Annotated in this window: 23 protein-coding genes, 1 tRNA gene and 3 pseudogenes; 14 read left to right on the forward strand and 13 right to left on the reverse strand. The window is 70.8% G+C overall.

What is annotated here, in order from left to right; translation table 11 throughout:
• Nucleotides 1–87 precede the first annotated feature (87 nt).
• A complete protein-coding gene (locus OG309_RS01030) occupies nt 88–654 on the reverse strand; it encodes a DUF4291 domain-containing protein (protein ID WP_329417425.1) in 567 nt (188 codons plus the stop codon).
• 345 nt (nt 655–999) lie between these two features.
• Here OG309_RS01030 and OG309_RS01035 point away from each other — a divergent pair, with 345 nt between their 5' ends.
• The gene (locus tag OG309_RS01035; protein ID WP_329417427.1) at nt 1,000–1,440 is read left to right on the forward strand and encodes a VOC family protein; all 441 of its coding nucleotides are present in this window, start codon (nt 1,000–1,002) and stop codon (nt 1,438–1,440) included.
• Nucleotides 1,441–1,642: 202 nt separating this feature from the next.
• On the opposite strand, the gene OG309_RS01045 is transcribed toward OG309_RS01035, so the two are convergent.
• On the reverse strand, nt 1,643–2,578 hold the full coding sequence (locus tag OG309_RS01045) for a helix-turn-helix domain-containing protein (RefSeq protein WP_329417429.1): 936 nt from the start codon (nt 2,576–2,578) through the stop codon (nt 1,643–1,645).
• A gap of 132 nt (nt 2,579–2,710) precedes the next feature.
• Here OG309_RS01045 and OG309_RS01050 point away from each other — a divergent pair, with 132 nt between their 5' ends.
• The gene (locus OG309_RS01050; protein ID WP_329417431.1) at nt 2,711–3,748 is read left to right on the forward strand and encodes a saccharopine dehydrogenase family protein; all 1,038 of its coding nucleotides are present in this window, start codon (nt 2,711–2,713) and stop codon (nt 3,746–3,748) included.
• Nucleotides 3,749–3,780: 32 nt separating this feature from the next.
• On the opposite strand, the gene OG309_RS01055 is transcribed toward OG309_RS01050, so the two are convergent.
• Nucleotides 3,781–4,230 carry a TetR/AcrR family transcriptional regulator C-terminal domain-containing protein gene (locus OG309_RS01055; RefSeq protein ID WP_329428071.1) on the reverse strand — a complete coding sequence of 150 codons (450 nt, stop codon included), beginning with the start codon at nt 4,228–4,230 and terminating at the stop codon, nt 3,781–3,783.
• Here OG309_RS01055 and OG309_RS38095 point away from each other — a divergent pair.
• Nucleotides 4,188–4,556, forward strand: coding sequence for an aromatic-ring hydroxylase C-terminal domain-containing protein (locus OG309_RS38095; RefSeq protein WP_443067529.1), 369 nt, complete (start codon nt 4,188–4,190; stop codon nt 4,554–4,556). The two genes, OG309_RS01055 and OG309_RS38095, sit on opposite strands and share 43 nt — an antisense overlap.
• A gap of 190 nt (nt 4,557–4,746) precedes the next feature.
• On the opposite strand, the gene OG309_RS01065 is transcribed toward OG309_RS38095, so the two are convergent.
• Together OG309_RS01065 and OG309_RS01070 are read right to left on the reverse strand one after the other, a co-directional pair.
• Nucleotides 4,747–4,820 (reverse strand) — tRNA-Met (locus OG309_RS01065).
• A 54-nt stretch (nt 4,821–4,874) separates the two neighbouring features.
• Complete coding sequence (locus OG309_RS01070) at nt 4,875–5,075, reverse strand: cold-shock protein (protein ID WP_121829160.1); 201 nt, start codon at nt 5,073–5,075, stop codon at nt 4,875–4,877.
• Nucleotides 5,076–5,547: 472 nt separating this feature from the next.
• Between OG309_RS01070 and OG309_RS01075 the strand changes: the two genes are divergently transcribed.
• Entirely contained in the window at nt 5,548–6,708 is a 1,161-nt protein-coding gene (locus OG309_RS01075; RefSeq protein WP_329417435.1) for an ATP-binding protein, read from the forward strand.
• A 116-nt stretch (nt 6,709–6,824) separates the two neighbouring features.
• On the opposite strand, the gene OG309_RS01080 is transcribed toward OG309_RS01075, so the two are convergent.
• Nucleotides 6,825–7,706 (reverse strand): ATP-grasp domain-containing protein, encoded by an 882-nt coding sequence (locus tag OG309_RS01080; protein ID WP_329417438.1) that lies wholly within the window; start codon nt 7,704–7,706, stop codon nt 6,825–6,827.
• 198 nt (nt 7,707–7,904) lie between these two features.
• Nucleotides 7,905–8,390, reverse strand: coding sequence for a cupin domain-containing protein (locus OG309_RS01085; protein ID WP_329417440.1), 486 nt, complete (start codon nt 8,388–8,390; stop codon nt 7,905–7,907).
• Nucleotides 8,391–8,415: 25 nt separating this feature from the next.
• Here OG309_RS01085 and OG309_RS01090 point away from each other — a divergent pair.
• Nucleotides 8,416–8,964: pseudogene (locus OG309_RS01090) on the forward strand (LysR family substrate-binding domain-containing protein); the annotation flags it as partial.
• 128 nt (nt 8,965–9,092) lie between these two features.
• Here the strand turns inward: OG309_RS01090 and OG309_RS01095 are convergent.
• A complete protein-coding gene (locus OG309_RS01095; RefSeq protein ID WP_329417442.1) occupies nt 9,093–9,329 on the reverse strand; it encodes a DUF6479 family protein in 237 nt (78 codons plus the stop codon).
• A 249-nt stretch (nt 9,330–9,578) separates the two neighbouring features.
• On the opposite strand from OG309_RS01095, the gene OG309_RS01100 reads away from it, so the two are divergent.
• From OG309_RS01100 to OG309_RS01110, 3 genes and pseudogenes are all read left to right on the forward strand, one after another.
• Nucleotides 9,579–10,796: an MFS transporter gene (locus tag OG309_RS01100; protein ID WP_329417444.1), complete on the forward strand. Its 1,218-nt coding sequence runs from the start codon at nt 9,579–9,581 to the stop codon at nt 10,794–10,796.
• Nucleotides 10,797–10,830: 34 nt separating this feature from the next.
• A pseudogene (locus OG309_RS01105) lies at nt 10,831–11,229 on the forward strand (TetR-like C-terminal domain-containing protein); the annotation flags it as partial.
• Between the two features lie 40 nt (nt 11,230–11,269).
• Nucleotides 11,270–12,466, forward strand: a complete 1,197-nt coding sequence (locus OG309_RS01110) for an SGNH/GDSL hydrolase family protein (protein WP_329417446.1) — start codon at nt 11,270–11,272, stop codon at nt 12,464–12,466.
• A gap of 63 nt (nt 12,467–12,529) precedes the next feature.
• Here the strand turns inward: OG309_RS01110 and OG309_RS01115 are convergent, their stop codons facing one another.
• The 3 genes and pseudogenes from OG309_RS01115 to OG309_RS01125 all read right to left on the reverse strand — a co-directional run.
• Entirely contained in the window at nt 12,530–13,579 is a 1,050-nt protein-coding gene (locus OG309_RS01115) for an LLM class flavin-dependent oxidoreductase (protein ID WP_329417448.1), read from the reverse strand.
• A gap of 187 nt (nt 13,580–13,766) precedes the next feature.
• A complete protein-coding gene (locus OG309_RS01120; protein WP_329428073.1) occupies nt 13,767–14,609 on the reverse strand; it encodes a serine/threonine-protein kinase in 843 nt (280 codons plus the stop codon).
• Between the two features lie 81 nt (nt 14,610–14,690).
• Nucleotides 14,691–15,248: pseudogene (locus tag OG309_RS01125) on the reverse strand (SPFH domain-containing protein); the annotation flags it as partial.
• A 403-nt stretch (nt 15,249–15,651) separates the two neighbouring features.
• Here OG309_RS01125 and OG309_RS01130 point away from each other — a divergent pair.
• From OG309_RS01130 to OG309_RS01140, 3 genes are read left to right on the forward strand one after another with little or no spacing between them, the layout of a single operon-like run.
• Nucleotides 15,652–16,206 carry a hypothetical protein gene (locus OG309_RS01130; protein WP_329417449.1) on the forward strand — a complete coding sequence of 185 codons (555 nt, stop codon included), beginning with the start codon at nt 15,652–15,654 and terminating at the stop codon, nt 16,204–16,206.
• A gap of 20 nt (nt 16,207–16,226) precedes the next feature.
• On the forward strand, nt 16,227–17,408 hold the full coding sequence (locus OG309_RS01135; protein WP_329417451.1) for a sensor histidine kinase: 1,182 nt from the start codon (nt 16,227–16,229) through the stop codon (nt 17,406–17,408).
• On the forward strand, nt 17,405–18,073 hold the full coding sequence (locus OG309_RS01140) for a response regulator transcription factor (protein ID WP_329417452.1): 669 nt from the start codon (nt 17,405–17,407) through the stop codon (nt 18,071–18,073). Before OG309_RS01135 ends, OG309_RS01140 begins: the two co-directional genes overlap by 4 nt.
• Nucleotides 18,074–18,154: 81 nt before the next feature.
• Here the strand turns inward: OG309_RS01140 and OG309_RS01145 are convergent, their stop codons facing one another.
• On the reverse strand, nt 18,155–18,682 hold the full coding sequence (locus tag OG309_RS01145; RefSeq protein ID WP_329417454.1) for a GNAT family N-acetyltransferase: 528 nt from the start codon (nt 18,680–18,682) through the stop codon (nt 18,155–18,157).
• Nucleotides 18,683–18,979: 297 nt separating this feature from the next.
• Here OG309_RS01145 and OG309_RS01150 point away from each other — a divergent pair, with 297 nt between their 5' ends.
• From OG309_RS01150 to OG309_RS01160, 3 genes are all read left to right on the forward strand, one after another.
• Nucleotides 18,980–21,292 (forward strand): FdhF/YdeP family oxidoreductase, encoded by a 2,313-nt coding sequence (locus tag OG309_RS01150; RefSeq protein ID WP_329417455.1) that lies wholly within the window; start codon nt 18,980–18,982, stop codon nt 21,290–21,292.
• A 407-nt stretch (nt 21,293–21,699) separates the two neighbouring features.
• Nucleotides 21,700–22,929: an NUDIX hydrolase gene (locus tag OG309_RS01155; protein WP_329417457.1), complete on the forward strand. Its 1,230-nt coding sequence runs from the start codon at nt 21,700–21,702 to the stop codon at nt 22,927–22,929.
• Nucleotides 22,930–23,006: 77 nt separating this feature from the next.
• Nucleotides 23,007–23,591 carry an SAM-dependent methyltransferase gene (locus OG309_RS01160; RefSeq protein ID WP_329417459.1) on the forward strand — a complete coding sequence of 195 codons (585 nt, stop codon included), beginning with the start codon at nt 23,007–23,009 and terminating at the stop codon, nt 23,589–23,591.
• A gap of 131 nt (nt 23,592–23,722) precedes the next feature.
• On the opposite strand, the gene OG309_RS01165 is transcribed toward OG309_RS01160, so the two are convergent.
• Nucleotides 23,723–24,709 (reverse strand): deaminase domain-containing protein, encoded by a 987-nt coding sequence (locus OG309_RS01165; RefSeq protein WP_329417461.1) that lies wholly within the window; start codon nt 24,707–24,709, stop codon nt 23,723–23,725.
• Between the last annotated feature and the right edge of the window lie 112 nt (nt 24,710–24,821).

The following is a 24,821-nucleotide window of genomic DNA, read 5'->3' on the forward strand; positions in this document are numbered from 1 at the left end:
CCGGAAGCGCCGGACAGGCCCTACGGCGTGTGCCGTAGGCGCTCGTTTGGCGATGGCTCGGGGGGGCGGACCCTCACCGGTCCGCCCTCATCTGCCGGGGGAAACGAGGCCTTCCAGCGCCCGGGGCATCGGGTAGGCGCGCTCCGCAGGAAGCAGCCGCTGCGCCTTGCTCGCGTGCCCGGTCTGTATGAGCGTCGCGGCCTTGCGAACCAGGGGGGTGAGGTCGGTGAGACCGACGATCCACTCGTCGGTGAACGTGCGGATCAGGTGACGGCCGATGCCGACCTGGATGCTGTAGTGGTTCAGTGCCGCTCCGCGAGGCGAACGCTCCGGGTCCCACTGGACGTGTACGGCTGCCTGGGCCACCGCCGCCGGGTCGGCGGTCGTCAGCACGGCCTGGGACAGGGCCTCCTCCCAGCCCTCCCGGGTGATCCGCACCGCGAGAACGCGTTCCTGGCCGGGCTTGCGGGCCCAGTTGCTGCGGTGCATCAACCACATGAACGACGGCTTGATCCATGTCATCCGGTGGAACGAGAACGGCGCGACGAAGCGGCCGGCCCGGAGTGCCGGGTCAGCGATGGCAGGTGAGTACGCCTGATAGACCACGATCGTGCGAGCGTCGTAGTCGGCACGGATCTGATGCTGGGGCGTCATGCTCCGCACCCTGCCATCTGGTCCGCCGACGCGGCGAGCCGATTTCGCCGCACCAGTCCGGGCGTCACGACAGACCGGCAAGCGGCGTGCGCCGTGGACGCGCTCGCGGCGGGCGCCGGCTGGACTGCGAGCGGCGGCGCGGGGATCACGGCAGCGAGAGTCGCGGTTGCGGGGGATCTTTCGCGCGTGGCCGCAGGCACCCCGGACAGGCTCTGACCGTGCAGCGGGGTCAACGCGCGGGCCTGCGGAACCCAGCCCCTTTCCGGGTGTCGAGACGGGGCCGCCGGCTCCGTCCCCGGTATACCGGTGGCCTCGAAGAGGCGGCAGCGGAGAGGGAGAACGATCATGGTGCTTCATCGGATGGACAACGTCGGCATCGTCGTCGAGGACCTGGAGGGCGCCATCGCCTTCTTCAGCGAACTGGGCATGGAGGTCGAGGGCAGGGCACAGATCGAGGGGCTCTTCGCCGACCAGGCCGTCGGACTCGACCAGGTCCGCAGCGACATCGCGATGATGCGGACTCCGGACGGCCACGGCAAGCTGGAGCTCGCGCAGTACCACAACCCCGCGGTGGTCGGCTGCGAGCCGCGGAACCCGCCGCCGAACACGCTGGGTCTGCATCGCGTCATGTTCGCCGTCGACGACATCGACGACACCATCGCCCGTCTGCGCCCCCACGGTGCGGAAGTCATCGGCGAGGTGGCGCAGTACGAGGACGTCTACCGGCTGTGCTACCTCCGGGGCCCGTCGGGCATCCTCCTCGCCCTGGCAGAGCAGATCGGCTGACGGTCCCGGGTCCACGAGCGGGCGCACGGCATGGCGAGCCACCGCCCCGAGTCGCCGCTGGGCGAGAGGATCCGCTTCGACGCGGCGCCACGCGGCCGGGCCATGCCGGGCAGCTGGGCGGTCGTGGCGCCGTCAGCCCGGCCCCGGCACGCCGACGTCCCGTCCGGCCGCGGGCCGGGGAGGGACGGTGAGGCGGCACCGGTCACGCGCGGAAGGTACGGCGGTACGCGTCGGGCGGGACGCCCACGCTGCGGTGGAAGTGGCGGCGCAGGGTGGTGGCGGTTCCCATGCCGGTGGTCTCGGCGATGGTGTCGACGGTGGCGTCGGTGGTCTCCAGGAGCTCCTGGGCGCGGCGGATGCGCTGGGTGTGCAGCCACTGGAGCGGGGTGGTGCCCGTGATGTGCTTGAAGTGCCGGGCCAGGTGACGGGAGCTCATGCGGGCCCGGCGGGCCAGGTCCTCGACACTGAGGGGCCGGTCCAGTCGCTCCAGGGCCCAGGGCAGGAGGTCGGTCAGGGGGTGGTTGCCCGGGGCGGGGAGGGGGGTCGCGATGAACTGGGCCTGGCCGCCGTCGCGGTGCGGTGGGATGACCAGGCGGCGGGCGATCCTGTTCGCGTCGGCCGAGCCGTGGTCGAGGCGTACCAGGTGCAGGCACAGGTCCATGGCGGCGGCCTTTCCCGCGGAGGTCAGGACGTCGCCGTTGTCGACGTAGAGGACGTCCGGGTCGACGGTGGTGGCGGGGTGACGCCGGGCCAGCTCCCGGGTGTGGGCCCAGTGCGTCGTGGCGCGCCGGCCGTCGAGCAGGCCGGCGGCGCCGAGGACGAAGGCGCCGGTGCACAAGGAGGCCACACGAGCACCGGCACGGTGGGCGGCACGTACGGCGTCGAGCAGCTCCGCCGGGGGTTCGCGGTCGGTGTCGGCCCAGCCGGGGACGATGACGGTGTCCGCGTGCGCGAGGTGGCCCAGGTCCTGATCGGGTTCCAGGACGAATCGGCCGACGCGCACGGGTCCGGGCCCGCACAGCGCGAAGTCGTACCAGGGGTTCACGACATGGGTGAGGTCGGATCCGAAGATCTCGACCGCTACGGACAGTTCGTAGTGGAGCATGCCGTCCGTGACGGCCAGCGCAACACGATGCATGTCCGAAAGTGTACGCGTCCCGTCGTTTCCGACTCTCGTGCGGGGCTCATGCGGCCCGGCACGATGAGGGCATCACATCGGGCCGCAGCGGAACGAGACCGTCGCGGACGTACGAATGCAGGGAGCAGTCTCATGGAGTCTGGCCGACGGGTAGCGGTGTTCGGGGCGTACGGTCACACCGGGCGGTTCGTGGTCGCGGAGCTGCTCGCCCGTGGTTTCGTGGCCGTGCCGTCGGGGCGCAACGCGGAGGCGCTGCGGGAGCTGGCCGACGAGAACGGCTTGGAGGCACGAGTGGCGTCGGCGGACGACGCCGCCTCGCTGGACCGCGCCCTGGCGGGCACGGCGGCGGTCATCAACTGCGCCGGGCCCTTCGCCTCGACGACGGGCCCCGTGATCGAGGCCGCGCTGCGCGCGGGCATCCCGTACCTGGACGTGGCCGCCGAGATCGAGGCCAACCTCGACACCTTCGCCCACTACCGCGACCGCGCCAAGGACGCGGGGGCGGTGATCGTCCCGGCCATGGCCTTCTTCGGCGGCCTGGGCGACCTGCTGGCCACCGCGGCCATGGACGACTGGACCTCCGCCGACGAGGCGCACATCGCCTACGCGCTCAGCAGCTGGCACCCCACCGCCGGCACCCGCCTGTCCGGCGCGGTCTCCCGCGAGCGACGCGGCGCGCGCCGTCTGCGCTACCACGGCGGCCGGTGGGAGCACCGCACCGACGCCTCCCCCACCCTCGACTGGGACTTCCCCCAGCCTCTCGGCCGGCGGCCTGTGATCGGGGAGTTCACCATGGCGGACGTCGTGACCGTCCCCCAGCACCTCCCCATCCCGGACGTGACCACCTACATGAGCATCGAGGCGGCCCGCGACGTCGCCTCCACCGACACCCCGGCCCCGACGGCCGCCGACGGGAGCGGTCGTTCCGACCAGACCTTCCTCGTCGACGTCCTGGTCCGCTCCGGCGGAGCCGAACGCCGCGCCACGGCGGCCGGCCGGGACATCTACGCCGTCACCGCGCCCCTCGTCGTCGAAGCCCTGGACCGCGTCCTGACCGGCCGGACCAAGACCGTCGGTGTCGCCTCCGCCGGCGAGATCTTCGACGCCGCCGACTTCCTGCGAGCCCTCGCCCCCCACATCACGCTCGACGGGCATCAGCAGGAGCTCTGACCCGGCCTGCCGAGCCGCCCGGCAGGGCGGGTTCAGGAAGGGCGGCTGGTCGCGGTGATGCCGGCGAGGATGAGGTCGATGCCCGTGAGGAACTGCTCCCGGTCGTCGTGTCGGCGCATCTGGTCGGCGACGTCGTGGAGGAACGGGTAGTCGCCGACGTCGAGGCCCTGCCACGCCTCGGCCGCGGAGTCGAGGTGTTCGGCCCGCCGCGCACCGGCCCGCGAGGCCGCGAGGCCGTCCGCCGGTTCGGAGGGCTGGGCGTTCTGTCTGGTGGCGCCGAGGATGTAGAACACCAGCGTCGAGGTCGTGGCGAACCATTCGCTCCGTGGAATGCCCAGCGTGCGCACGCGCCCGCCGATGCTCTCGAAGACCCGAGGCGTCACTGCTCCCCAGGGACGGCGGGTGACCTGCACGGCGAGCTGGGTGGCCAGCCAGGGGTGTGCGGCAACCGCGTCGTACAGGCCGAGGGCGACGGCGCGGATCTGGTCGCGGCCGACATCGACACCGGCGCCCTCCCGCCCCGGCTGCCCGGACCGGCGTTGGAAGGGGTCATGACCAGCCTCGAAGCGGTCACCAGCGTCCTGGAGGAGCGGGCGGTCGCGCTCGGCGCGCGGATCGTGCGCGACGCACCGCGACCCACTGGCAGGACCGCATCCGCTACGCCCCCGGCCCGGTGGTCAACGACCTCGGACTCGGCGCCCCGCTGATCCGGCCCGACGGTGTCGTGGCCTGGGCCGAGGGCCCCGACCCCGACCCCGAGGCGTTCCGGCGCGCCGCCACCCGCTGGTTCGGCGCCCCCACCGCATGACTGCGCACACCACGCGGCCCTGCCTGCGCCCGTTGCTTCCCGCCCGCCTGAAGGAGCGTCAGGTCTACCGCTGACCGCAGGTCGTTCGATCCGGATGCCTCGCCGCCGATGCCGGCGGAGTGCGGTCGGTTGAGGCCGAGACTAGAAAAACGCGACAGGGGCCCGGCACATGCCGGGCCCCTGCCTTTCGTAGCGGGGACAGGATTTGAACCTGCGACCTCTGGGTTATGAGCCCAGCGAGCTACCGAGCTGCTCCACCCCGCGTCGGTAGTGCCACCTTACACGGCTGACGACGCGAGATGCGAACAGGTCTACCGGTCAGCCGCGAACGATGTTCTCGGCCTGCGGACCCTTCTGCCCCTGGGTGACGTCGAAGGTGACCACCTCGCCCTCGACCAGCTCCCGGTACCCGTTGCCGCTGATGTTGGAGTAGTGAGCGAAGACGTCCGGGCCGCCGTCCTGGGCGATGAAACCGAAGCCCTTCTCAGCGTTGAACCATTTCACGGTGCCGCTGGCCATGCTGCGTATCCTTCGACTCTTGCCGGGTTCCCCCGGCGGGTGACGTGGAGAGGCCTTCCGCTGCCGGAGAGACCCGGCGTCCGTCCTACCCCGCCCAGGGCCCGACTATTCGATCACCCGTCCACGCATCGGATGTTGCACGGGCCGACAGCCGCACGACCCTCCCGAGCGCTGGGGCGAGGCGCCGCTGAGCCCCGTTGGGCCGTGATCGGCACACGGAGAGGCCCTGGCAGAGACCTTGCACGGGACGAGTGGAATCGGGGGCCTCGGGGCCGCCGTGAACGGTGCCGTGCGCGGCGTCGGCGAGCTCGCAGCCGCGGTCCTGCGGCGGTCGTGGAGTCCGGGTCCAGCCGGGGCCGGACAGGCGATCAGACGCCCGTCCATACCCCCGGGCAACCTGCCCTGACCTGGTGCTTTATCGGGGTACGCCTAGGCTTTGAGAGTCCTGGGGAGCAGCTTCGGAGGGGGCCTCATGAGCGATGACATCAACGCGTACGACGCCAGCCGGATCCAGGTGCTGGAGGGGTGGCAAGCCGTGCGGAAGCGGCCCGGGATGTTCGTCGGCTCCATCGGTGAGCGTGGTCTGCGGCAGATGGTGTTCGAGGTCGCCGACCGGGCGGTGGGCGAGGTCCTGGCCGGCCGGGCCACGCGCGTGGATGTCACCCTCACTCCGGACGGCGGCGTGCGGGTCGGCGACGACGGGCCAGGTGTTCCCATCGAGGAGACGGCGGATTCCGGTCCTGGCCTCGAAGACCTGCTGACTCGGATGCAGTCCGGGGCGGGAGCCGGTGACCGTCACACCGTTCCACTCGGCCTCTGCGGCATGGGGCCCTTCGTCGTCAATGCCCTCTCCAGCCGGCTGACGGCCGAAGTGCGGCGCGAGGGCGTCCGCTGGGTCCAGGAGTACGGGCGCGGCGTCGCGATCGCCCCGCTCACCGAGCAGGGTCCGGCGACCGGCAGCGGGACCACCATCACCTTCTGGCCCGACTCCGAAATCTTCGGGGAAGCCGAGTTCTCGTTCACGGAACTGGCGCATCGCTTCAGGGAACTGGCCTTCCTGAACCGCGACCTGGAAGTCACGCTGACCGACCAGCGTCGCTCGTCCCGGCCCCGGTCGGACCGGTTCCGCTCCACGGGCGGCGCCAGGGACTTCGTCGCCTTCCTCGACTGCCAGGCGACGGCATCCGACGAGCCGGACGTCATCCATGTCGAGCAGGAGGACCCTCGGATGGCTGGAACGCTGGAGGTGGCCTTGCGGTGGCATGACTCCGGCGAAGGGCGCGTCCACGGCTTCGCCAACAGCCGGCCCACCGCCGGTGGGACGCACGAGCAGGGATTCCGCGACGGGTTGGCAGCGGCTGTCAGCACGTATGCGCGGAAGCGGCGGCTGCTGACAGGAGCGGATCCCGATCTCGACCCTGAACGGATGGGTGCGGGGATCACGGCTGTCGTGTCGGTAAAGCTGGACGATCCCGAGTTCCACGGCTCCACGCGGGAGATGCTGGGTGGCCGCTTCGTGCGCTCCTGTGTCGACCAGACCGTCCGGGAGCACCTCGGCAGCTGGCTCGAGGAGCACCCCGAACGGGCGGCGACCGTCATCGGCCGAGTCGTCCGGGCCGCCCACCGGACTTGACCGGTTCAGCCGGCGGGGCGCTTCCATTCCTCCGGTTGCGGCTGTTGCTCTGCCGGCGCCGCCGGTGACTGCGGTGCCGGCATGAGCCGTAGGCCTTGTCGGCGCACACGGAGGAGTCACTCGACCTGTTCCGGACGCGCCCCGGCCATGCGAGCCTTGGCGGTCACAGCGTCGACGAGACGCTTCAGGCCTTTCGGGTAGTCTCCGAGGAACAGGTTCGGCTCGATCAGTTCCAGCTCCATGACCACGGGCCTTCTTCTCTCGTCCAGGACCAGATCCACTCTGGCGAACAGCGGGATCTCCGGTGCCGGGACGGCTGCCAGCGCAGCCAGGGCCACCGAGATCTCGTCGTCCGTCGGCTGGTACGGGGTGACGTCGGGGTGCGGCACTCGTCCGTTGTCCACCACTCCTGACTCGGTGAGCACGGGGCCTTTGCGGATCGCGTGGCTGAACGTGCCGGAGATGAAGACCAGTGCGCGTTCCCCCTCTTCCACGAGCCGCAGGTACGGCTGCACCATCACGGCCCGGCCCTGGTCCAGAAGCATCCGGACGTGCCGCTCGGCGTCGGCGCGCTGATCAGGCTCGTACCGTGCCGTGTCGAGTGCGCCGGCGGAGACCACGGGCTTGACCACCACCGCGCCGGTGCCGGGGAAGTCCTCCTCGCCGTATGACGAGCCCGGTTCGATGAAGCGGGTGGGAACGACGGCGACCCCTTGCTCGGCAAGGTCCGTCAGATAGCGCTTGTCGCTGCTCCAGCGGACCACGGGAGCCGGGTTCCACAGACGCGTGAGGCGAGCCGTTGTGTCGGCCCAGGCCAGGTACTCGTCGATGCGTTCCGCGTAGTCCCAGGTCGACCGGATGACAGCCAGATCGAAACCGTCCCACTCCGCGTCCTGTGCGTCCCAGGCCACCGCAGTGCCCGACACGCCGTTGGCACGCAACGCCTCCACGATCAGCGGAAGGTCGGTGTCCCACGCCCTGCCGGCCTCGCTGGTCACGATCGCCACCCTGCCCACGCCCACGTGCCACTCCTGTCGTCCACCGTCCCGCCTTCACTGCCCGGACCACATTGTCGTCTCGCCCTCGGGCGGAACCCCACGGGCCCACCTCAAGGGGCGCAGCTTGGGGCAGTGAGCGTACGAGGAGATGTCGGCGGGCGGACGCGGGAGGTGGCCGGTCCTCCTGTGCCGTCGGCCTCAGGCGCGGTCGGTTGCGGGCTCGGTCGCGTAGCGGCTCATCGCGTCGATGTCGGCCTGTGGTGTCAGCGGCCTGCCGTCGGCGAGCGCCTCTTGGAGGTCGCGGAAGTACTGCACGTACAGGTCGGGGGTGAAGGTACTGAGCATGACGGCGGGTTGGTCGGTCACGTTGGCGAAGGTGTGCGGGGTGCCGGGCGGAACCATCACGAGCGTGCCCGCGGTGGCGTCGTGGTCCTCGTCCCCGACGGTGAACCGCACGGTGCCGGAGAGGATGTGGAAGCCCTCGTCGTGCAGGCCGTGGCGGTGCTGCGGCGGTCCCTGGGTGTGCGGGGCGAGGACGGACTCGGCGATCGCGAGACGGTGCCCGGTGCGGCTGCCGTCCTCCAGGACGCGCATGCGCGTGGTGCCCAGAACGATCGTCTCGCCCTCGCCCGGACCCACTACCGACAGGATCTGCGGCTCGCCGGTCTTCGCTTCGTCGGTCATGTGCACCAGTGCACCGTCCGAGCACCCGGGGGTGGCCAGGCTGGCCGCCGCCTACCGCCGGAGCCGGCCCGGCATCGACGTCCGCATCCGCGAAGCCGATCTGACCGACCCGACCTGCGGGCTACGGGCCGGACTGGTCGACGTCGCACTGACTCGGGCGCCGTTCGACGAAACCGCCCTGACGGTGCGTGCGCTCCGGACCGACCCGGTCGGTGTGGTCCAGCGCGCCGACGATCCGCTGGCCCGTCGCGACGGGCTGCGGCTGGCCGAGCTGAACGACCGTCACTGGTTCCAGTTCCCGCCAGGAACCGACCCCGTGTGGCAGTCGTACTGGAACGGGGGCAGGCCGCGCGAGGGTCCGGTGGTGCGCGCCGTCCAGGAATGCCTGCAGGCCGTGCTGTGGAACGGCACGGTCGGCCTCACCCCCCTCGGACACGACCTGCCCGCACAACTGGCTGCGGTGCCCCTCCTCGACATGCCGCCGAGCCGCGTGGTGGCGGTGTGGAACGAGGGCGACACCAATCCGCTGATCCGCTCCTTCGTCGAGACCGCGACGGCCGCGTACCGTCACTGAGCACCGGCAGCCGGCGTTTTTGCGGAGGGTGAGCGACTCGCGCGCACGCCGCCGCCCAGGAGCCGCTCCACCCCCGTCGGGCCCGAACCGGCGGACGGGGGGCGGTCGCCGGCCGCTGCCGCCGCTCCTCAGCGGCCGGATCCCCCGCCGCCGGGGTCTTCGGGGGTGGACCACGATTCCCGCCCTCCGCCGGCATCCGTGCGCGCGGGGTCACCGGTCGCCCGGCGCCTGCGCGCGACACGGCGGCTGCCCCACCAGAACGCGGCGAGGAGGACGAGGACGACCACGATCCCGAGACAGATGGCGAAGAGCAGGGCGTTGGATCCGGCCGACGCGAGAGCAGGGAAGGCAGCGATGCCAGTCATGTTCACCTTTCCAGGGGCAGCGACACGCCGCGACAGCCGGGCGTCGCGGGCATGCATCGCGACTGTCCCGTCCCGGCCCTCGCAAACGCTCGGCCCCGCGCATGCGGCGGTAGACGTTCGCGATGCCGAGCCGCCCCTGACGAGTGGGGAGCTCAATGTCGGTGTCGGAAACCTGCCGGAGGATCATGCCCGTTCCTGCTGGACTGGTGGTCGCACCCTGCATGTGACGACCGACTCAGGACGGGATTCATGTCCGCAGCAACCACGCCTTCTGTCCAGGCTCCCGCACCGCCGGATCGCCCTTCTCTGATTGCCTGGCTGGCCGTGATCTCGGTGATGCTGGGGATCTTTTCGATCGTCACCACGGAAATTCTGCCGATCGGCCTGCTGACCTCCATCGGATCGAGTTTCGCCGTCTCGGACGGAATGGCCGGTCTCATGATGACCATGCCGGGATTTCTGGCCGCGGTTTCAGCCCCCTTGGTGACGGTGGCCACGGGGCGCATCGACCGGCGGGTCATGCTGGGTGTGTTCATCCTTCTGCTGGCGCTGGCCAATTTCCTCGCCGCCGTCGCACCGAACTACTGGCTGGTCCTGGTCTCCCGCGTCATGGTGGGCGTCACGATCGGCGGATTCTGGTCCATCGGAGCCGGGCTCGCCGGCCAGTTGGTGCCCGCCGCATCCGTGGGCCGCGCGACCTCGGTGATCTTCTCTGCGGTGCCGCTCGGCTCCGTACTCGGGGTACCGCTGGGCACGTTCATCGGTGACGTCGCGGGCTGGCGGACGGCGTTCCTGGTCATGGGCTGCTTCACGCTGACCGTCCTCGCCCTGCTGTTCCTGGTCGTCCCACCGCTCCCCTCCGACCGATCGACGCGCCTCGACGTCCTCGGTCGCTTGCTCCGGAGCACCGACACCCGCTTCGCCCTGGTGATGACGTTCCTCGTCGTCCTCGCACACTTCGGCACGTACACGTACGTCACCCCCTTCCTGGAGCAGGTGACCCATACGAGTGCGGCTCTCATCACGATCTTTCTGCTCGTGTACGGAGCAGCCGGAATCGCCGGCAACTTCCTCGGCGGGTCAACCGTGGGGCGCTATCCGCGGGCGACTTTCGCCGCGGCCGCCGCGTCGATCGCCGGTGCGACGCTGCTCCTCCCGGTCCTCGGCCGGTCGGAGGTGGGAGCGGTAGCGCTGCTGATCGTCTGGGGCGTCGCGTACGGAGCCGTGCCGGTCTGCTCGCAGACCTGGTTCGCCAAGGCTTCGCCCGACTCCCCCGAGGCGTCCGCTGTCCTCTTCACCGCCTCTTTCCAGGCCACCATCTCCATGGGAGCCCTGGCCGGAGGGGCTCTCCTCGACCGTTCCTCGCCCTCGACGGTCATGGTGCTGGGCGGAGTGGCAGCCGCCCTGACTGTGCTGGTGGTCTGGGTCCACTGGGCGGGGAGGTTCCACCGACCCAGGGTGTCCTAGCCACAGCGTGTCAGGCACAGCCGTCCCCCTCGGCGCGTGTCGTTGGGCCACCGCGCTGGCGGGGCGGTCGGGCCGGGACGCGCTGGAGGCGTTCGCCGAGGTCTACCGCGACTACGCCCGGTCGCACCCCGGCCGCCACGCCGCCGCCCGGCTGCCGCTGGCCCCACAGGCCGCGGCCGCGAGCGCGGGGCCCCGGCACGCGCGGATGATGCGGGCGATCCTGCATGGATACGACCTGTCCGAGCCGGAAGCCACGCATGCCGTACGTCTGCTCGGCAGCGTCTTCCACGGCTACGCGGACCTGGAACTCAGCGGGGCCTTCAGTCACAGCGCCCCGGACAGCAGGGAGAGCTGGACCCGGATCGTCGACGCCTTGGACGTCGCCCTGCGCCACTGGCCGACCGGCGGCGCCGAGCCGCGACGACAGCCCTGACACGAACGAGGACGAGCGAAGAGACAAGGACGAACGAGACATGGACACCGAACACACCCCGACGCCCGCGCCCACCACTGCCGCCTCCACTCCCGTGGACCCCGACCTCGTGCTCGGAGCGATCGAGCTGGAACGTACGGCGAACGGTCTGCTGCCGCACCGGCTCCCCGCCCGGGCCCGCGCGCAGAACACCGACCCCCAGCTCGCCATGGTCGAGGCACAACCGTCCGGCGTGCGGCTGGCGTTCCGCACCCGGGCGAGCCGCGTCGAGCTGGACACGCTGCCTACCAAGCGGGTCCATCCGGGGGCTCCCCCGCGCCCCGACGGCGTGTACGAGCTGTACGTCGACGGGCAGCCGGTCGCGAGCGGGGTCGCCCACGGCGGCAACGTGATGACCGTCGACCTGACCACCGGCCACTCCCGGACCGGGCCCGGACCGGTCGCGACGCTGCGCTTCACGGATCTCCCGGACACCGAGAAGGACGTGGAGATCTGGCTCCCGCACAACGAGACCACCGAGCTGGTCGCCCTGCGGACGGACGCCCCCGTCACACCGCTCGGCGCGGGAGGACGCCGTGTGTGGTTGCACCACGGAAGCTCGATCAGCCACGGCTCCGACGCCGCCGGCCCGAGCACGACCTGGCCCGCGCTCGCCTCCCGCCTCGGTGGGGTGAACCTGGTGAACCTGGGCTTCGGCGGCAGCGCGCTCCTCGATCCCTTCACCGCCCGCGCCCTCCGAGACGCGTCCGCCGACCTGATCAGCCTCAAGATCGGCATCAATCTCGTCAACACCGACCTGTTGCGGTTGCGCGCCTTCGGGCCGGCGGTGCACGGCTTCCTCGACACCATCCGTGAGGGACACCCGACGACACCACTGCTCGTCATCTCCCCCATCCAGTGCCCGATCCACGAGGACACACCCGGCCCCACCCTCCCGGACACCTCCGCCCTCAGCTCCGGCCGGCTCTCCTTCCTCGCGGCCGGCGACCCGGCGGAATCGGCCACCGGCAAGCTCACGCTGAACACCGTACGGACGGAGCTGGCCCGCATCATCGCCCAGCGCTCCGCCGCCGACCCCCACCTCTTCCACCTCGACGGCAGGCAGCTCTACGGGCCGACCGACGCGGCCTCCCTCCCCCTCCCGGACAACCTCCACCCCGACGCCCCCACCCATCGTCTGATGGGCGAACGCTTCGCGCGGTACGCCTTCGCACAGGAAGGGCCCTTCGCACCGTAGAACCCCACCGTAGAACCCCAAGGGGCGCGGTGGTGCGGGGACTCTTGGCACGGTTGCGCGGCATCAGGGCAGCAGGAGCCGCGCGAGCTCGGCCATCTCCGCCTCGGGATCCACCACGGGCTGGATCACCAGCTCGTCGACCCCTGACTGCTCCAGCGCGTCGATCTGCTGTCTGATCCGGTCTTTGGTCCCGACCAGACCGAACGTGTCCACCAGGGACGGCACGACGAGATCCCGGTCCTCGGTGGTCAACCGGCCGAGGTAGTTGCGGTAGAGGGTGTGGTGGCGGTCGGGGTCGGTGGCGGTGGTACCGCGTAGCTGGAGAAGGCGGTCGACGGCCCCGGCCTCCTCCGGAGTCAGGGACGCCCGGAAGGCCGGGTTCTCCACTGCGAGGATCAGGGCGCTCACCGCGATGTGCCCCATCGCGTCCTTGACCTCATCGCCGTACCGGTCCTCTCCGTCGGCAAGGACGTACAGGGAGGAGATGAGGTACGCATGCGTCTTCTCGCTGTTGCCCGCGGCCTGCGCCGCTGACCGGCGGGCGTGGCCGAGCGCGGACCAGACCGCGGGGGCGTGCAGCGCGAAGGAGATCAGTCCCGTACCCAGGCGGCCGGCGACGGCGGCGACCTTCGGGCCGAACGCGGCCACGACGAACTCCACCGGGTCCTCGACGTTGACGTAACCCCCGGCGTGCAAGAAGCGCACGCTTCTGGTCCGGGTTCCCTCGCGGTAGGCCGTCTCACGGCCGGCGGTGAGGTCCTGCAGGGCGGCCGTGAACGACTCCAGCTCCGCCGTCTTCGCAGGTCGCATGCCCAGCGTGCGCCGCGCGGTGTTGCCGGTGCCGACCCCGCAGATGATGCGGCCGGGAGCAAGGGCGTTGAGACTGCTGAGCGCCGCCGCCGCGGCCGGTGCGGAGCGCAGCGCCGGTGAGGTGACGCCGATACCGAGTCTGATGCGGCTGGTGGACTCGGCGCAGAGCGCGAGGCTGACGAACGGATCCCCGTGGACCATCGGCGTGTCGTACACCCAGAAGCTGCTGAAGCCGAGTTCCTCCGCGCGGGCGGCCAGGCGCTCCAGACCCGGGCGGGCGGTCATGACGATGCCGGTCCGCATGCTGACCCCTCTCACCGTCGGGATCTCTGGCTCGACGACTCACGTCGCGTCTTCCCCGGCGGTGGCTGTGATCGTGCCCCATGGAGCGATGGCTGCACGCCACCCCTGGCCTATCGGCCCGCATGTTCACGCGCTCGGCTCCGTCCACCGTAACGCGCGGTCCGTGACCGGGCGACGCTCCGTCCCCTCAAGGCGCCTGGGAATGACCGGTGTTGTACAGATCGACCATCGTCCGCACAGAAGGCGGCAGCCATGCGTCGGGCGGCGACGTGTGCGGAGAGAGGTGTGCGAGTACCTCGGTGGGTGTGGGACGCCGGGCGGGGTCATGGTCGAGGCATCGGGTGACGATGCCGACGAAGCTCGACGGCAACAGGCCGAGGGCCGACTCCAGGGACTGCCCGTCCGCGAGCGGCACGACTCCGGCGGCATGGCACAGCACCATGCCGAACGCGTAGAGGTCCGAGGCACGCGTGATCGGTGCGCCGGTGAGCTGTTCCGGCGCGAGGAAGCCCTGGGTGCCGATCACGTAGTTCGTTCGGGTGAGTGCGGTGCCGTCGAGCGATCGGGCGATTCCGAAGTCGATGATCCGAGGGCCTGAGGCGGAGATGATGATGTTGGAGGGTTTCAGGTCACGGTGGACGATGCCGCAGGCGTGGATGCGTTCGAGTGCTTCGGCGACGCCGGCGGCGAGGGTGTGCAGGGTTCTTGTGGGCAGGGCACCCTGCTGCCTGAGGACGTCGTCCAGTGACGGGCCGGGGATGTACTCGGTGGCCAGCCAGAGCGGGTTGCCGCGGGAGGCCGCGTCGACCACCGGTGCGGTGTGGAATCCGCCGACACGGCGTGCGGCTTCGATCTCGCGGGTGAACCGCTCCCGGAACGTCGGGTCCGCGGCGAACTCCGACCGGATGACCTTGACCGCGACCAGGCGTTGCCCGGGCGACCGGCCGAGATAGACCGTGCCCATCCCTCCTTCGCCCAGCACGGCCGTCAGTTGGTAGCGGCCGATACGGCGAGGATCGTCCTGTCGCAGCGGCCGGTGTCCGGGCGCGGAGCCTGCCTGGGCGGCTGACTGCGGTGCGCTGCGGACCGCTCCGCCCCCGCCGGCGGCAGAGGCGGCGCGCTGGTTCCGGTCGGTGTGCCTCTGCCCTTCCGCCGCAGGCCGGGTGGGCGGTTCGATCGCCTCGAACTCGACGCGGTGGACGCTGACGCCCCAACGTGCGGTGGCCTCGTCCAGCACGCCGCGCAGGGCTGCGGTGATCACCCCGCGGGAGGTCAGGGTCCGTTCCAGCTCCATGCCGCTGACGATGCTCCGCAACGAGGTGACAGCGAGCTGCTCGATCGCCTGGATGTAGCTCGCGACTTCGTAGGTGGCGGACCGCGCGTCGGTGACCTGGTACGTGATGACGACGCCGATGTCGACGACCCGGCTGTCCCGCGTGATCAGCTGTTGCGGCGGAATCGTCAGTGCCTGTTCCCGCAGGTCGACCCGGTTGCGGATGCTGTCGACGGCCGGGACGACGAAGTTCAGGCCGGCGCTGAGGGTACGGGCGTAGCGCCCGAAGCGCTCCACGATGACGACGGTCGTCTCCGGAACGACCTGGACCGTCTTGACCAGGGTGATGAAGAAGAGCACCGTCAGAATGATCAGGACGATGACGATCGGTTCCACAGTGGCTCCCCCTGCCCCTCTGGTTTCCCTGTGCTGGCGTCGGCTCGTGCCGCGCGCAGCCTTCCAGATCTACCACACCAGGAGGCGGGTGTTCAGATGCCTCCGCGTATTCACCCCCGGCGCCGAAGCAGCCGGCGGCGGCCGGTACGCCTGCTCGGCGTGGTGGCCCAAAATGCCGAGCGCGAGGTGCTCGTTCGTGCCGGTGACGGTGAGACCGGCTCCTTGGAGCCACTGCTGGACGGCCTTGCCTGCGCGGCCGGTATCCCGGCGGCGAGTGCCAGGGAATTGAGGAGAGGGCTCCCCCGGTCGCCTGCCGTCCTGGGCGCGTCTGGGCCTGCATCTCCACCCGTACCTCCACCCGTGGGTGCAGGTGTCACGAGGCGGCCTTCAACATGCTGGATCCATGACTCTCACCGACTGGCTCGTCGACATCGCGCTCATCCTCGTCGTCTTCCGGCAGCTGCGGGAAGGACGGCTGGGGCCCAAGTCCTACCTGATCCCTCTGGGGATCGTGGCGTTCTTCGCCTCCCAGTACCTGGACGGCATACCTACGGAGGGTAACGATCTGCTGCTCATCGGCGTGACGGCCGGTGTGGGAGCCGCGCTCGGCGTCGCCGGTGGTGTGTTCACCCGGATCCGCGTGCTGGACGGCGACCTGATGATCAAGGCCGGGGCGATCTCGGCGGTCCTGTGGGTGCTCGGCATGGGCTCCCGGCTGGCGTTCCAGCTGTGGGTCGAGCACGGGGGCGCCGATGACGTCGGCAGGTTCAGCCTCGCGCACCGGATCACCGGCCAGCAGGCATGGGTCACCGCGCTTCTGCTGATGGCGGTCGCCGAGGTCGTCACCCGTCTGGCCACGATCTTCGTCCGCAGCCGGATGGTGGCCCGTGCGCCCGGTACGCCCCGTACGCCTCAGCCCGGGACGCCGAGCATGCCGCTCACCGGTCGGCTCAAGTGATCATGGCGTATCGTCACAGCATGCCCCTGAGGAACCCATGGTCTCCCGGCAGCGTCGAGGGAGCCGGGCCTGGTCTCACGGAGCGCAGCCGGGTTGCTCCGTGGGTGTGGACGGCGGTTCTCCTCGTCGCCCAGATCCTCACCCTTCGGCCGCTGGGTCTCAGTGGCCGTGGTCTCGCCGTGACGGTGCTCTTCGTCGTCAACTTCGGTGTCTTCGCGCTGCGGCTCGTTCCCCGGAGACTGCTGCCCGACCGCCTCCTTCTTCCTCTGATGGTGGTCGGGGTCGCGGCGGTGGCGGGCCTGCTGGCCGTCGCGGACACGGGGACGGCGTCGCTCTTCGCCTTCTTCCTCGCCGCTTACATCGGCTACCGGCTGAGCGTCAAGCCGGCCGTGGCTCTCGCGGTGGCACTGAGCCTCCTGTGCGGCGCCGCTCTGGCGTTCCGTGCCGACCCGGGCCAGCAGGGACTGCTCTTCATGGCCGGGTTGTCGACCGGCGCCCTGGTGCTGGCGGGAATGTCGGGGCGGAGCCGGAGCCAGGCCGTCGAGGCCGCGATCGCGGCCGCCGCAGCGTCCGAGCGGGCCGCCCGCGCCGAAGCCCGCACCTTGGTGCTGACCGAACGAAGCAACGTGGCACGGGACGTCCACGACGTACTCGCACACTCCTTGGCCGGCATCAACATGCAGCTCGAACTGGCGGACGCACTGATCGAGGTCGGCGAGACGGAGAAGGCGCGGGAGGCGACCGCCCGGGCTCAGAGCCTGGTGAGGGAGAGCCTGAAGCAGGCGCAGTGGACGGTGCGTGCGCTGCGCGAGGAGGACCTGCCCCTGCTGGAGAGTCTCACCGCCATGCTGGAGTCGTCCGGTCACCGTCAGGCCCTCACGGTGACCGGAACGGTGCGTGAGCTGCCCACGCAGACCGCGCACAACCTCCTGCGGATCGCGCAGGAGGCCCTGACCAACGCGACCCGACACGCGCCTGGCGGCACGGTGCGCGTGACGGTTTCGTACGAGGAGAAGACGACCACCTTGAGCATTCTCAACGGGCCGGCGACGCTGCCGGTGTCCACGGGCGCGGGCAGCGGGATGGGGCTGATCGGCATCCGCGAGCGCGTCGCCCTCATGAACGGGACGGTGACGACGGGGCCCGTGCCGTCCGGCCCCCAGCGGGGGCACTGGAAGGTCGAAGCGGTGATTCCGGCATGACCGGGTCGGCAACGGCCTCTCCCCCGATCAACGTCGTCATCGCCGACGACCAGGCCGCCGTGCGCGAGCCGCTCGCGATGGTCCTCGCACTGGCCGGAGACATCAGCGTCGTGGCGACCGCCGCCAACGGCCGCGAAGTGCTGGACATCGTCGCCGCGGAACCGGTCGACGTCGTGCTGATGGACCTCCGCATGCCCGAGATGGACGGCACCGAGGCGACACGTCGGCTGAGCGAAGCCCACCCGGACGTGGCCGTGGTCGTCCTCACGACGTTCGCCGACGACGACTCGATCATGGCGGCGCTCGCCGCGGGTGCCCGTGGCTATCTGACGAAGAACGCGGGCCGTGAGGACATCGCCCGCGCGATCCGCGCCGCCGCGGCCGGCCAGTCGGTCCTGGATCACGAGGTGCGCAATCGCCTGCTCGCCGCCGTGACCGGGGCGCAACGCTCCGCGCCGGGTGAACCCCTGCCCGACGACCTGACCCCGCGCGAGCGCGAGGTGCTGGCCCTGATCGGGGAGGGACTCCCGAACCGGGCGATCGCCGAGCGGCTCTTCATCAGCGAGGCCACGGTCAAGACGCACATCAACAACCTGTTCGCCAAGGCCCGCATCCGGGACCGGGCGGATGCCGTGCGACGGGCCATCGCCGCCGGACTGGCGTGAGTGCCGCGACCGTGCCGGCCGGGGCCCGGGTCGGCGGACCGGGTTGCGTCGTCGAGGCGGGCTGCGTCGTCGCGCCGGGCGTCAGCTCGCGCGGGCGGCGCGTCGCAGGCGGGCGCGGGCCGGGTCCTGGGTGGGGCGGGTGGACGGTGCGGGGTGGGCGTGCGGGGCGCCGCGGACGAAGAGGGTGACGGAGACGCCCTCGGTGAAGCCGTTGCGCCGCATCATCGCCGCGGACGCCTCGTTGCTGCTCTCCACGTCGGTGATGATGCGTGAGGCGCCCGCCGCGAAGAGGGCGTCACAGCAGTGCTCCACCAGCGCGCTCGCGACGCCACGGCCGCGGGCGCGTTCCTCCAGGGCGATCCACTCCAGGTAGCCCCAGTCCTCTCTTTCGTCGTACGAGAGGGAGCCGAGGACGAAGCCGAGCAGCCCCTGATCGTCGCGGGCGACCCAGCAGGCGTCCGGTCGGGCGTCCCAGTGCGCCGCCACCGAGGACAGCGACCAGGAGGTGTACGGCATCGCCTTGACGTCGTAGACCCGGTGTCCGAGGTCGAGCACGTCGTGGAGGTGGACCAGTTCCAGCGGGACGATCTCGACTGCGCTCTCACCCATGGAAGCGATGATGACAGAAGATGACATGACCGGATGGAAGGCATTCCGCATCCTTTGTTCTCGTCGCTGACGAGTCGGGCGTTCGCGGGACGCTTCAGCCGGGGGGCGCGCCGTCGGGTCTCTCCCGGCACCGAGGGTCGTCCCGGCCGTCACGGGCTGCGATGGCGGGGCTTCGCCGGGCGTCCTAGGCTGGGGAACCGTACGCAGGACCACATGTCGAATGCACCCGTCGAATCCACGATCCGCATGTCGGACCGTACTTTTCGGCGGGTACGCCCTGGCGGAGGGGTGAGTGACGTGAGCGCTTCCCAGGATGAGGCGGGCGGACGCGAGACCCGGGTCGGGCCCGCACCCGTGGGGGAGCCCGAGTTCGAGCCGTATCACCACCCGGCCGCGGGCTGGGGTGCCGCCAAGAGCGTGACCCGCTTCATGTCGCGCGAGGGCGCCCTCGTCGACGGGCCCCGCGCCATCCTGCGGATGAACCACGAGAACACCGGCTTCGACTGTCCGGGATGTGCCTGGCCCGACGACACCAAGGGCCTGCACCTCGACATCTGCGAGAACGGCATCAAGCACGTCACCTGGGAGATGACCCGCAAGCGGGTCGGGCCCGAGTTCTTCGCCTCCCGCTCGGTGAGCGAGTTGTCGGGCTGGAGCGACTACGACCTGGAGAACCAGGGCCGGCTCACCGAGCCGATGGTGTACGACCCCGAGACCGACCATTACGTCCCCATCAGCTGGAAGGACGCCTTCGAACTCGTCGGGAGCACCCTGCGCGGCCTGGACTCCCCGCACCAGGCGGCGTTCTACACCTCCGGCCGACTCGGCAACGAGGCCACCTTCCTCTACCAGCTGATGGCCAGGGAGCTGGGCACCAACAACCTGCCCGACTGCTCCAACATGTGCCACGAGGCCAGCGGCCGGGCCCTCACCGCCTCCCTCGGCACCGGCAAGGGCACCGTCGACCTCAAGGACTGGGAGACCACCGACGCCCTGTTCATCATCGGCGTCAACGCCGCCTCCAACGCGCCCCGCATGCTCACCGCCCTGGCCGAGGCCCACAAGCGCGGTGCCCGCATCGTGCACGTCAACCCGCTCGTCGAGGCCGCCGCCACTCGCGCCATCATCCCGCACGACTTCCGGGATATGGCCACCCTCCACTCCACACGCACCAGCAACCTCAACATCCAGCCCCGCATCGGCGGAGACATGGCACTGCTGCGCGGCGTGGCCAAGGCGCTCCTGGAGCAGTCCTCGGCCGACCCCAAGGCCCTCGACCGGGAGTTCATCGACCGGTACACCGCCGGTTTCGAGGAGTACCGGGCCGCGTGCGAGAGCGCGTCCTGGGAGGAGATCGAGCGCCAGTCCGGCGTCGACCGCGCCGCGATCCTCCAGGCGGCCCGCGTCTACCGCGAGGCGGACCGCTCCATCGTCAGCTGGTGCCTGGGCGTCACGCAGCACGAGCACGGTGTCGACACCGTGCGGGAGATCGTCAACCTGCTCCTCCTGCGCGGGAACCTGGGCCGCGAGGGCGCCGGCCCCTCCCCGGTCCGCGGCCACAGCAACGTCCAGGGCAACCGCACCTGCGGCATCGACCATCGCCCGGCCCCGGAGTTCCTCGACCGCCTCGGCGAGGTCTGCTCGATCGACCCGCCCCGCGAGCACGGTCTCGACACGGTGGGCACCATCCGGGCCATGCACCGCGGCGATATCAAGGTCTTCGTCGGCATGGGCGGCAACTTCGCGCTCGCCGCGCCCGACACCCCGTACACGTACGAAGCGCTGCGGCAGTGCGAGCTCACGGTCCAGGTGAGCACCAAGCTCAACCGCAGCCATCTCGTGCACGGCCGCAAGGCCCTCATCCTGCCGTGCCTGGGCCGCACCGAGAAGGACGAGCAGCGCGGCGGAACCCAGAGCACCTCCGTCGAGGACTCGATGAGCATGGTGCACCTGTCCGTCGGCATGAAGCGGCCGGCCTCCCCGCACCTGCTGTCCGAACCGGCCGTCGTCGCCGGCATGGCCCGCGCCGCGCTGCCCGACAGCGCGACGCCGTGGGAGTGGTACGTCGAGGACTACGACCGGATCCGCGACACCATGGCCCAGGTCCTCAACGGATTCGAGGACTTCAACCGGCGGGTCCGGCTGCCCCTCGGCTTCCGCCTCAAGCAGCCGGCGCGCGAACTCGTCTTCCTCACGCCGTCCGGACGGGCCGAGTTCTCCGCGGCCCCGCTGCCCGACGTGGTTCCCGAGCCCGGCACGCTCGCACTCGGCACCATGCGCTCCCACGACCAGTGGAACACCACGATCTACTCCGACAACGACCGCTACCGCGGCGTCAAGAACCTGCGCACGCTGGTCTTCATGAACGAGGACGACATGCGGGAGCGCGGCATCGCCAAGTTCGACCCGGTCGACATCACCAGCACGGCCAAGGACGGCAGCCGGCGCGGCCTCAACGGCTACCTGGCCATCCCCTACGACATCCCGCGCGGCTGCGCCGCCGGCTACATGCCGGAGATGAACGTGCTGTGCGCGCTCGGCGACTACAGCACGCAGAGCGACCAGCCGATCATGAAGCACGTCAAGGTGACGATCACGCACGCTGCCTGACGTACCGCCGTGGTGCGCGGCCGGCGCTCGCAAGGCTGCCGGTCCGCGCCACGGGAGCATCGCCGTCACCACCGCCCGCGCTGCGCATCACCATGGCACGACGGCCTCGCCCCCACCCCACCACCTTCCTGACCACGTGCGAGGAGGCCGGCCTGCCGCGCCCGGCGTACGGTCGAACTCCTCTGGCCGGCGCGTGACTTCGCCCTCGGCGTTTCGGCCATGCGCGACATCGAAGGCCCCGGCGGCAAGGGCTTGCCCCACACGGATCGATGCACGCCACACGAACTCGCTTTCGCCTGAGCTCGGGGTTCGAACGGCGTCCGAATCCGCTGTCCTCGAACCACGCACCCGCGTCGTTGAGCCACCCGACACCCCAGCATTCCGTCTCGACCTGGCGAGGTGCCGACATGCCGCCATCCGTTGACCACATCCGATGTACGGTCGCCGACTACCTCGGCCGCCATCCCTCCGAGCGCATCGCTCTCTCCGGACTCCTGTCCACGCTCGACTCCGGGAGTGACCCGACCAGCCGGGGCACGCTGCCCGGGCACGTCACCTGCAGTGCCGTCGTGCTCGACGCCGATCGACGCATCCTGCACATCGCGCACCGGGCCAGCGGTCTGCTGCTCACCCCCGGCGGTCACGTCGACAGCGGTGACGACACGCTGCTCGCGGCCGCGCTGCGGGAGCTCCAGGAGGAAACCGGCATCCCGGCGGCGTGTCTTGCTCTCACGCACGAGTTCGGAGGGGCGCCCCTCGACATCGACGTCCACGACATCGACGCCCGCCCGTCGAAGGGCGAACCCGCGCACCAGCACTACGACTTCCAGTACGTCTTCCGCCTGACACCCGACGCCCCGGACCTCGCCCTGCAGGAGGAGGAGATCGCGGGGGCGGTCTGGCTGCCTCAGGACGAGGTCCGATCACCGACTCTGCGCATGAAGCTGCGGGACGCCGCCTTGGACGGCACGATCACCCCGGTGAACGCGTCGGCGCGCGGGGTCGACTCCGGCACGACCTCGTGCACACCCTGGCGCGCCGCGCGACGGCTGGGCACAGAGGGTGACGCACACAGCCGGCCGGCCCCGGTCCGCCTCGACACCACGGAGAGAGCATTGTCCAGCTCTACAACGAACGACAGCGGCACGCGGCCCGACCTGGCTCAAGAGCTCCTGGCACGGGCGGCAGCCGATCAGAAGGCCGGGCATCAGGGCGACGGCCCCGCGATCCGACGTGTCGACGCCGCCAACACCGCGTGGCTCCAGCACGTCGTCACCGCCTTCGGCTGGCCGGTCCGGAGCCTGGTCGGCGAGGCGGCGTCCGAAGCGGCCTGGCTCCTTGCCCAGCACGCCGACCGCGACCCCGCGTTTCAAGAATCCGCCCTCGCCCTGATGGTCGAAGCGGCCGCACACGGAGAAGTCCCCGGCCGGCACCTCGCCTATCTCACCGACCGCTGCCAAGTCGCCAGGGGCGAGGCCCAGACCTACGGAACACAGTACGGGCCAGGCCCAGACGGCCGGCTGGCTCTGCAGCGGGTCATCGACCCCGCCGGCCTCGACGAACGGCGTGCGAGCGTCGGACTGGGACCGCACGCCGAGTACGCCGCGCTGATCAATGAGCGGTACGGATCCACCTGACCGCCCGCCCCGCCATCGTGCGGCCTGCCCGCCCCCGCCATCGTGCGGCCTGCCCACCCACCAGAGAGAAGGCCCTGATGACCACCAGCCTGTCCACCGCGAGCAGTGCCTACTGGGAGCCCCTCTGGGCCGACGGCCGACGCTACCGGCAGTTGTGCGAGGCCGAGTTGCGGCTGATGTCCGAACACCTCGGTCCCGGCGCAGGCCGCCCCGCCCTCGACATCGGCAGCGGCGACGGCACCCTGGCCCGGTACCTCCACCACGAGCGCGGCTACCGCACGACCGGCATCGACTGCTCCCCCAGCGCGGTCGCGCTCGCCGCATCCCGCGACACCGTCCCCGGGCCGTCCTGGAGGTGCCTCGACATCACCACCGATGCCCTCGCCACCCTGCCGAACCCGGCCTACGCTCTGATCACTTGCCGTTTGGTGTACCGGTGGATGGAAGACAAGCCGACGTTCCTCGACCGCGTGCGCCGCCTCCTCGCGCCCGGTGGGACGTTCTGGGTCGTCACCGAAATCGCGGGCCGCCGCAGGACCACCGACTCGGCTCTCCTGCGGCTCGGGATTCAGCCCGCGGACGCCGAGCTGCTGACGGCCGGCTGGTCCGCGATGCGTACCGCCGACCTCGACGTCCTGCGCTGCTACGCCCTACGCCCCTGACCCTTGCCGCTCGATGCGCAGCAGGCAGCCCCGCGCGCCCACAGAGGTGGCCCCGATGCCGATACCCACGCCGCTGACCGCCCGTCCGTGGCGTGGGCCATCGCCGGAGGCGATGGCCCGGGGGACGTTGTCTAGGAGGAGGCGGGGAAGGACTTCAGCCAGGTTCCGTCGCCCTGGGCGATGGCGTTGGTGTACCCGCAGTCGTCGGCCTGGGCGGCGGCTCCGGGGTAGGCCACCTCGACGGCGACCTTGGGGAAGTCCTTGATGAACGCCGCGACCGCGATCCTGCCCTCCTTCACGGGCCCGCGTTCGCAGTCGAGCCTGACGGTGCCCCGTTCGATGCCCTGGATCCATTGCCGGAAGGACTGCGGGCGCATCAGCGGTTCGGGCACCATCTGGGCGCTGAGGTCCAGGGCGATCCCGTCGAGCACGGCGGTCACCTCGTCGAGCGGTACGGATCCCGCCTTCGGTGCCGGGTACAGGTACGAGGAGTGCGGTTGCCGGTCGATGGCCGTCGCCGTCCCCGCATAACGCTTGCCGGCCTTCCCCCCGGCGAACTTGACGTCGAAGGTGCCGGTGGCCGCGGCCACCGGGCTGCCGGGGTACGTCTTGGCCCACAGCCCGTCACTGCCCTGTGTGGCATCGCCGATGCCGTACGCCCCGTACAAGCCGCCGCCCGCTTCGATCAGTGCCGCGGAGCCGCCGCCGCGCACGGCGTTGCGATAGCGGACCCGGAGGGTCAGGGCCGGGAAGTCCTTGCGGAAGTCCTTGATCACCGAGCGGCAGGAGTGGCACGGGCCCATGTCGGAGTACAGGTCCAGCGTGCCCTTGCGGACGGCTCCGATGCGCCCCTTGTAGTCGGCGGTGCTCGTACATCCGAGGTGGTTGTAGATCTTGTCGGCCAGGAGGTTCACCACCTGGCGCTCGGCGTCCTTGGTGTGCTGACGCTCCCTCAGGGCACCTGTCCAGTCGGCGGGTTCGGGAATGTCCTTGTAGTAGTTGTCCCCGCGCAGCGCCTGGTGCGAGACGCTCTGGAACTCTCCTTCGAGGCCGGGATACCCGATGAAGGCGATCGAGTACGTGAGGATCGCCTTGTTCGTGAATGCGGCGGTGGTCATGGGCTGAGCTCCCCCACTCCGTCACAGGATGTACCGGGCGGCCGCCCCCGCAGGCCCGTACGCGCTGCGCGCAGGACGGGCCCGGCGGGCGGCCCCTGGTGGCTTCCCCTCC

The organism is Streptomyces sp. NBC_01268, from assembly GCF_036240795.1.
GTDB lineage: Bacteria > Actinomycetota > Actinomycetes > Streptomycetales > Streptomycetaceae > Streptomyces.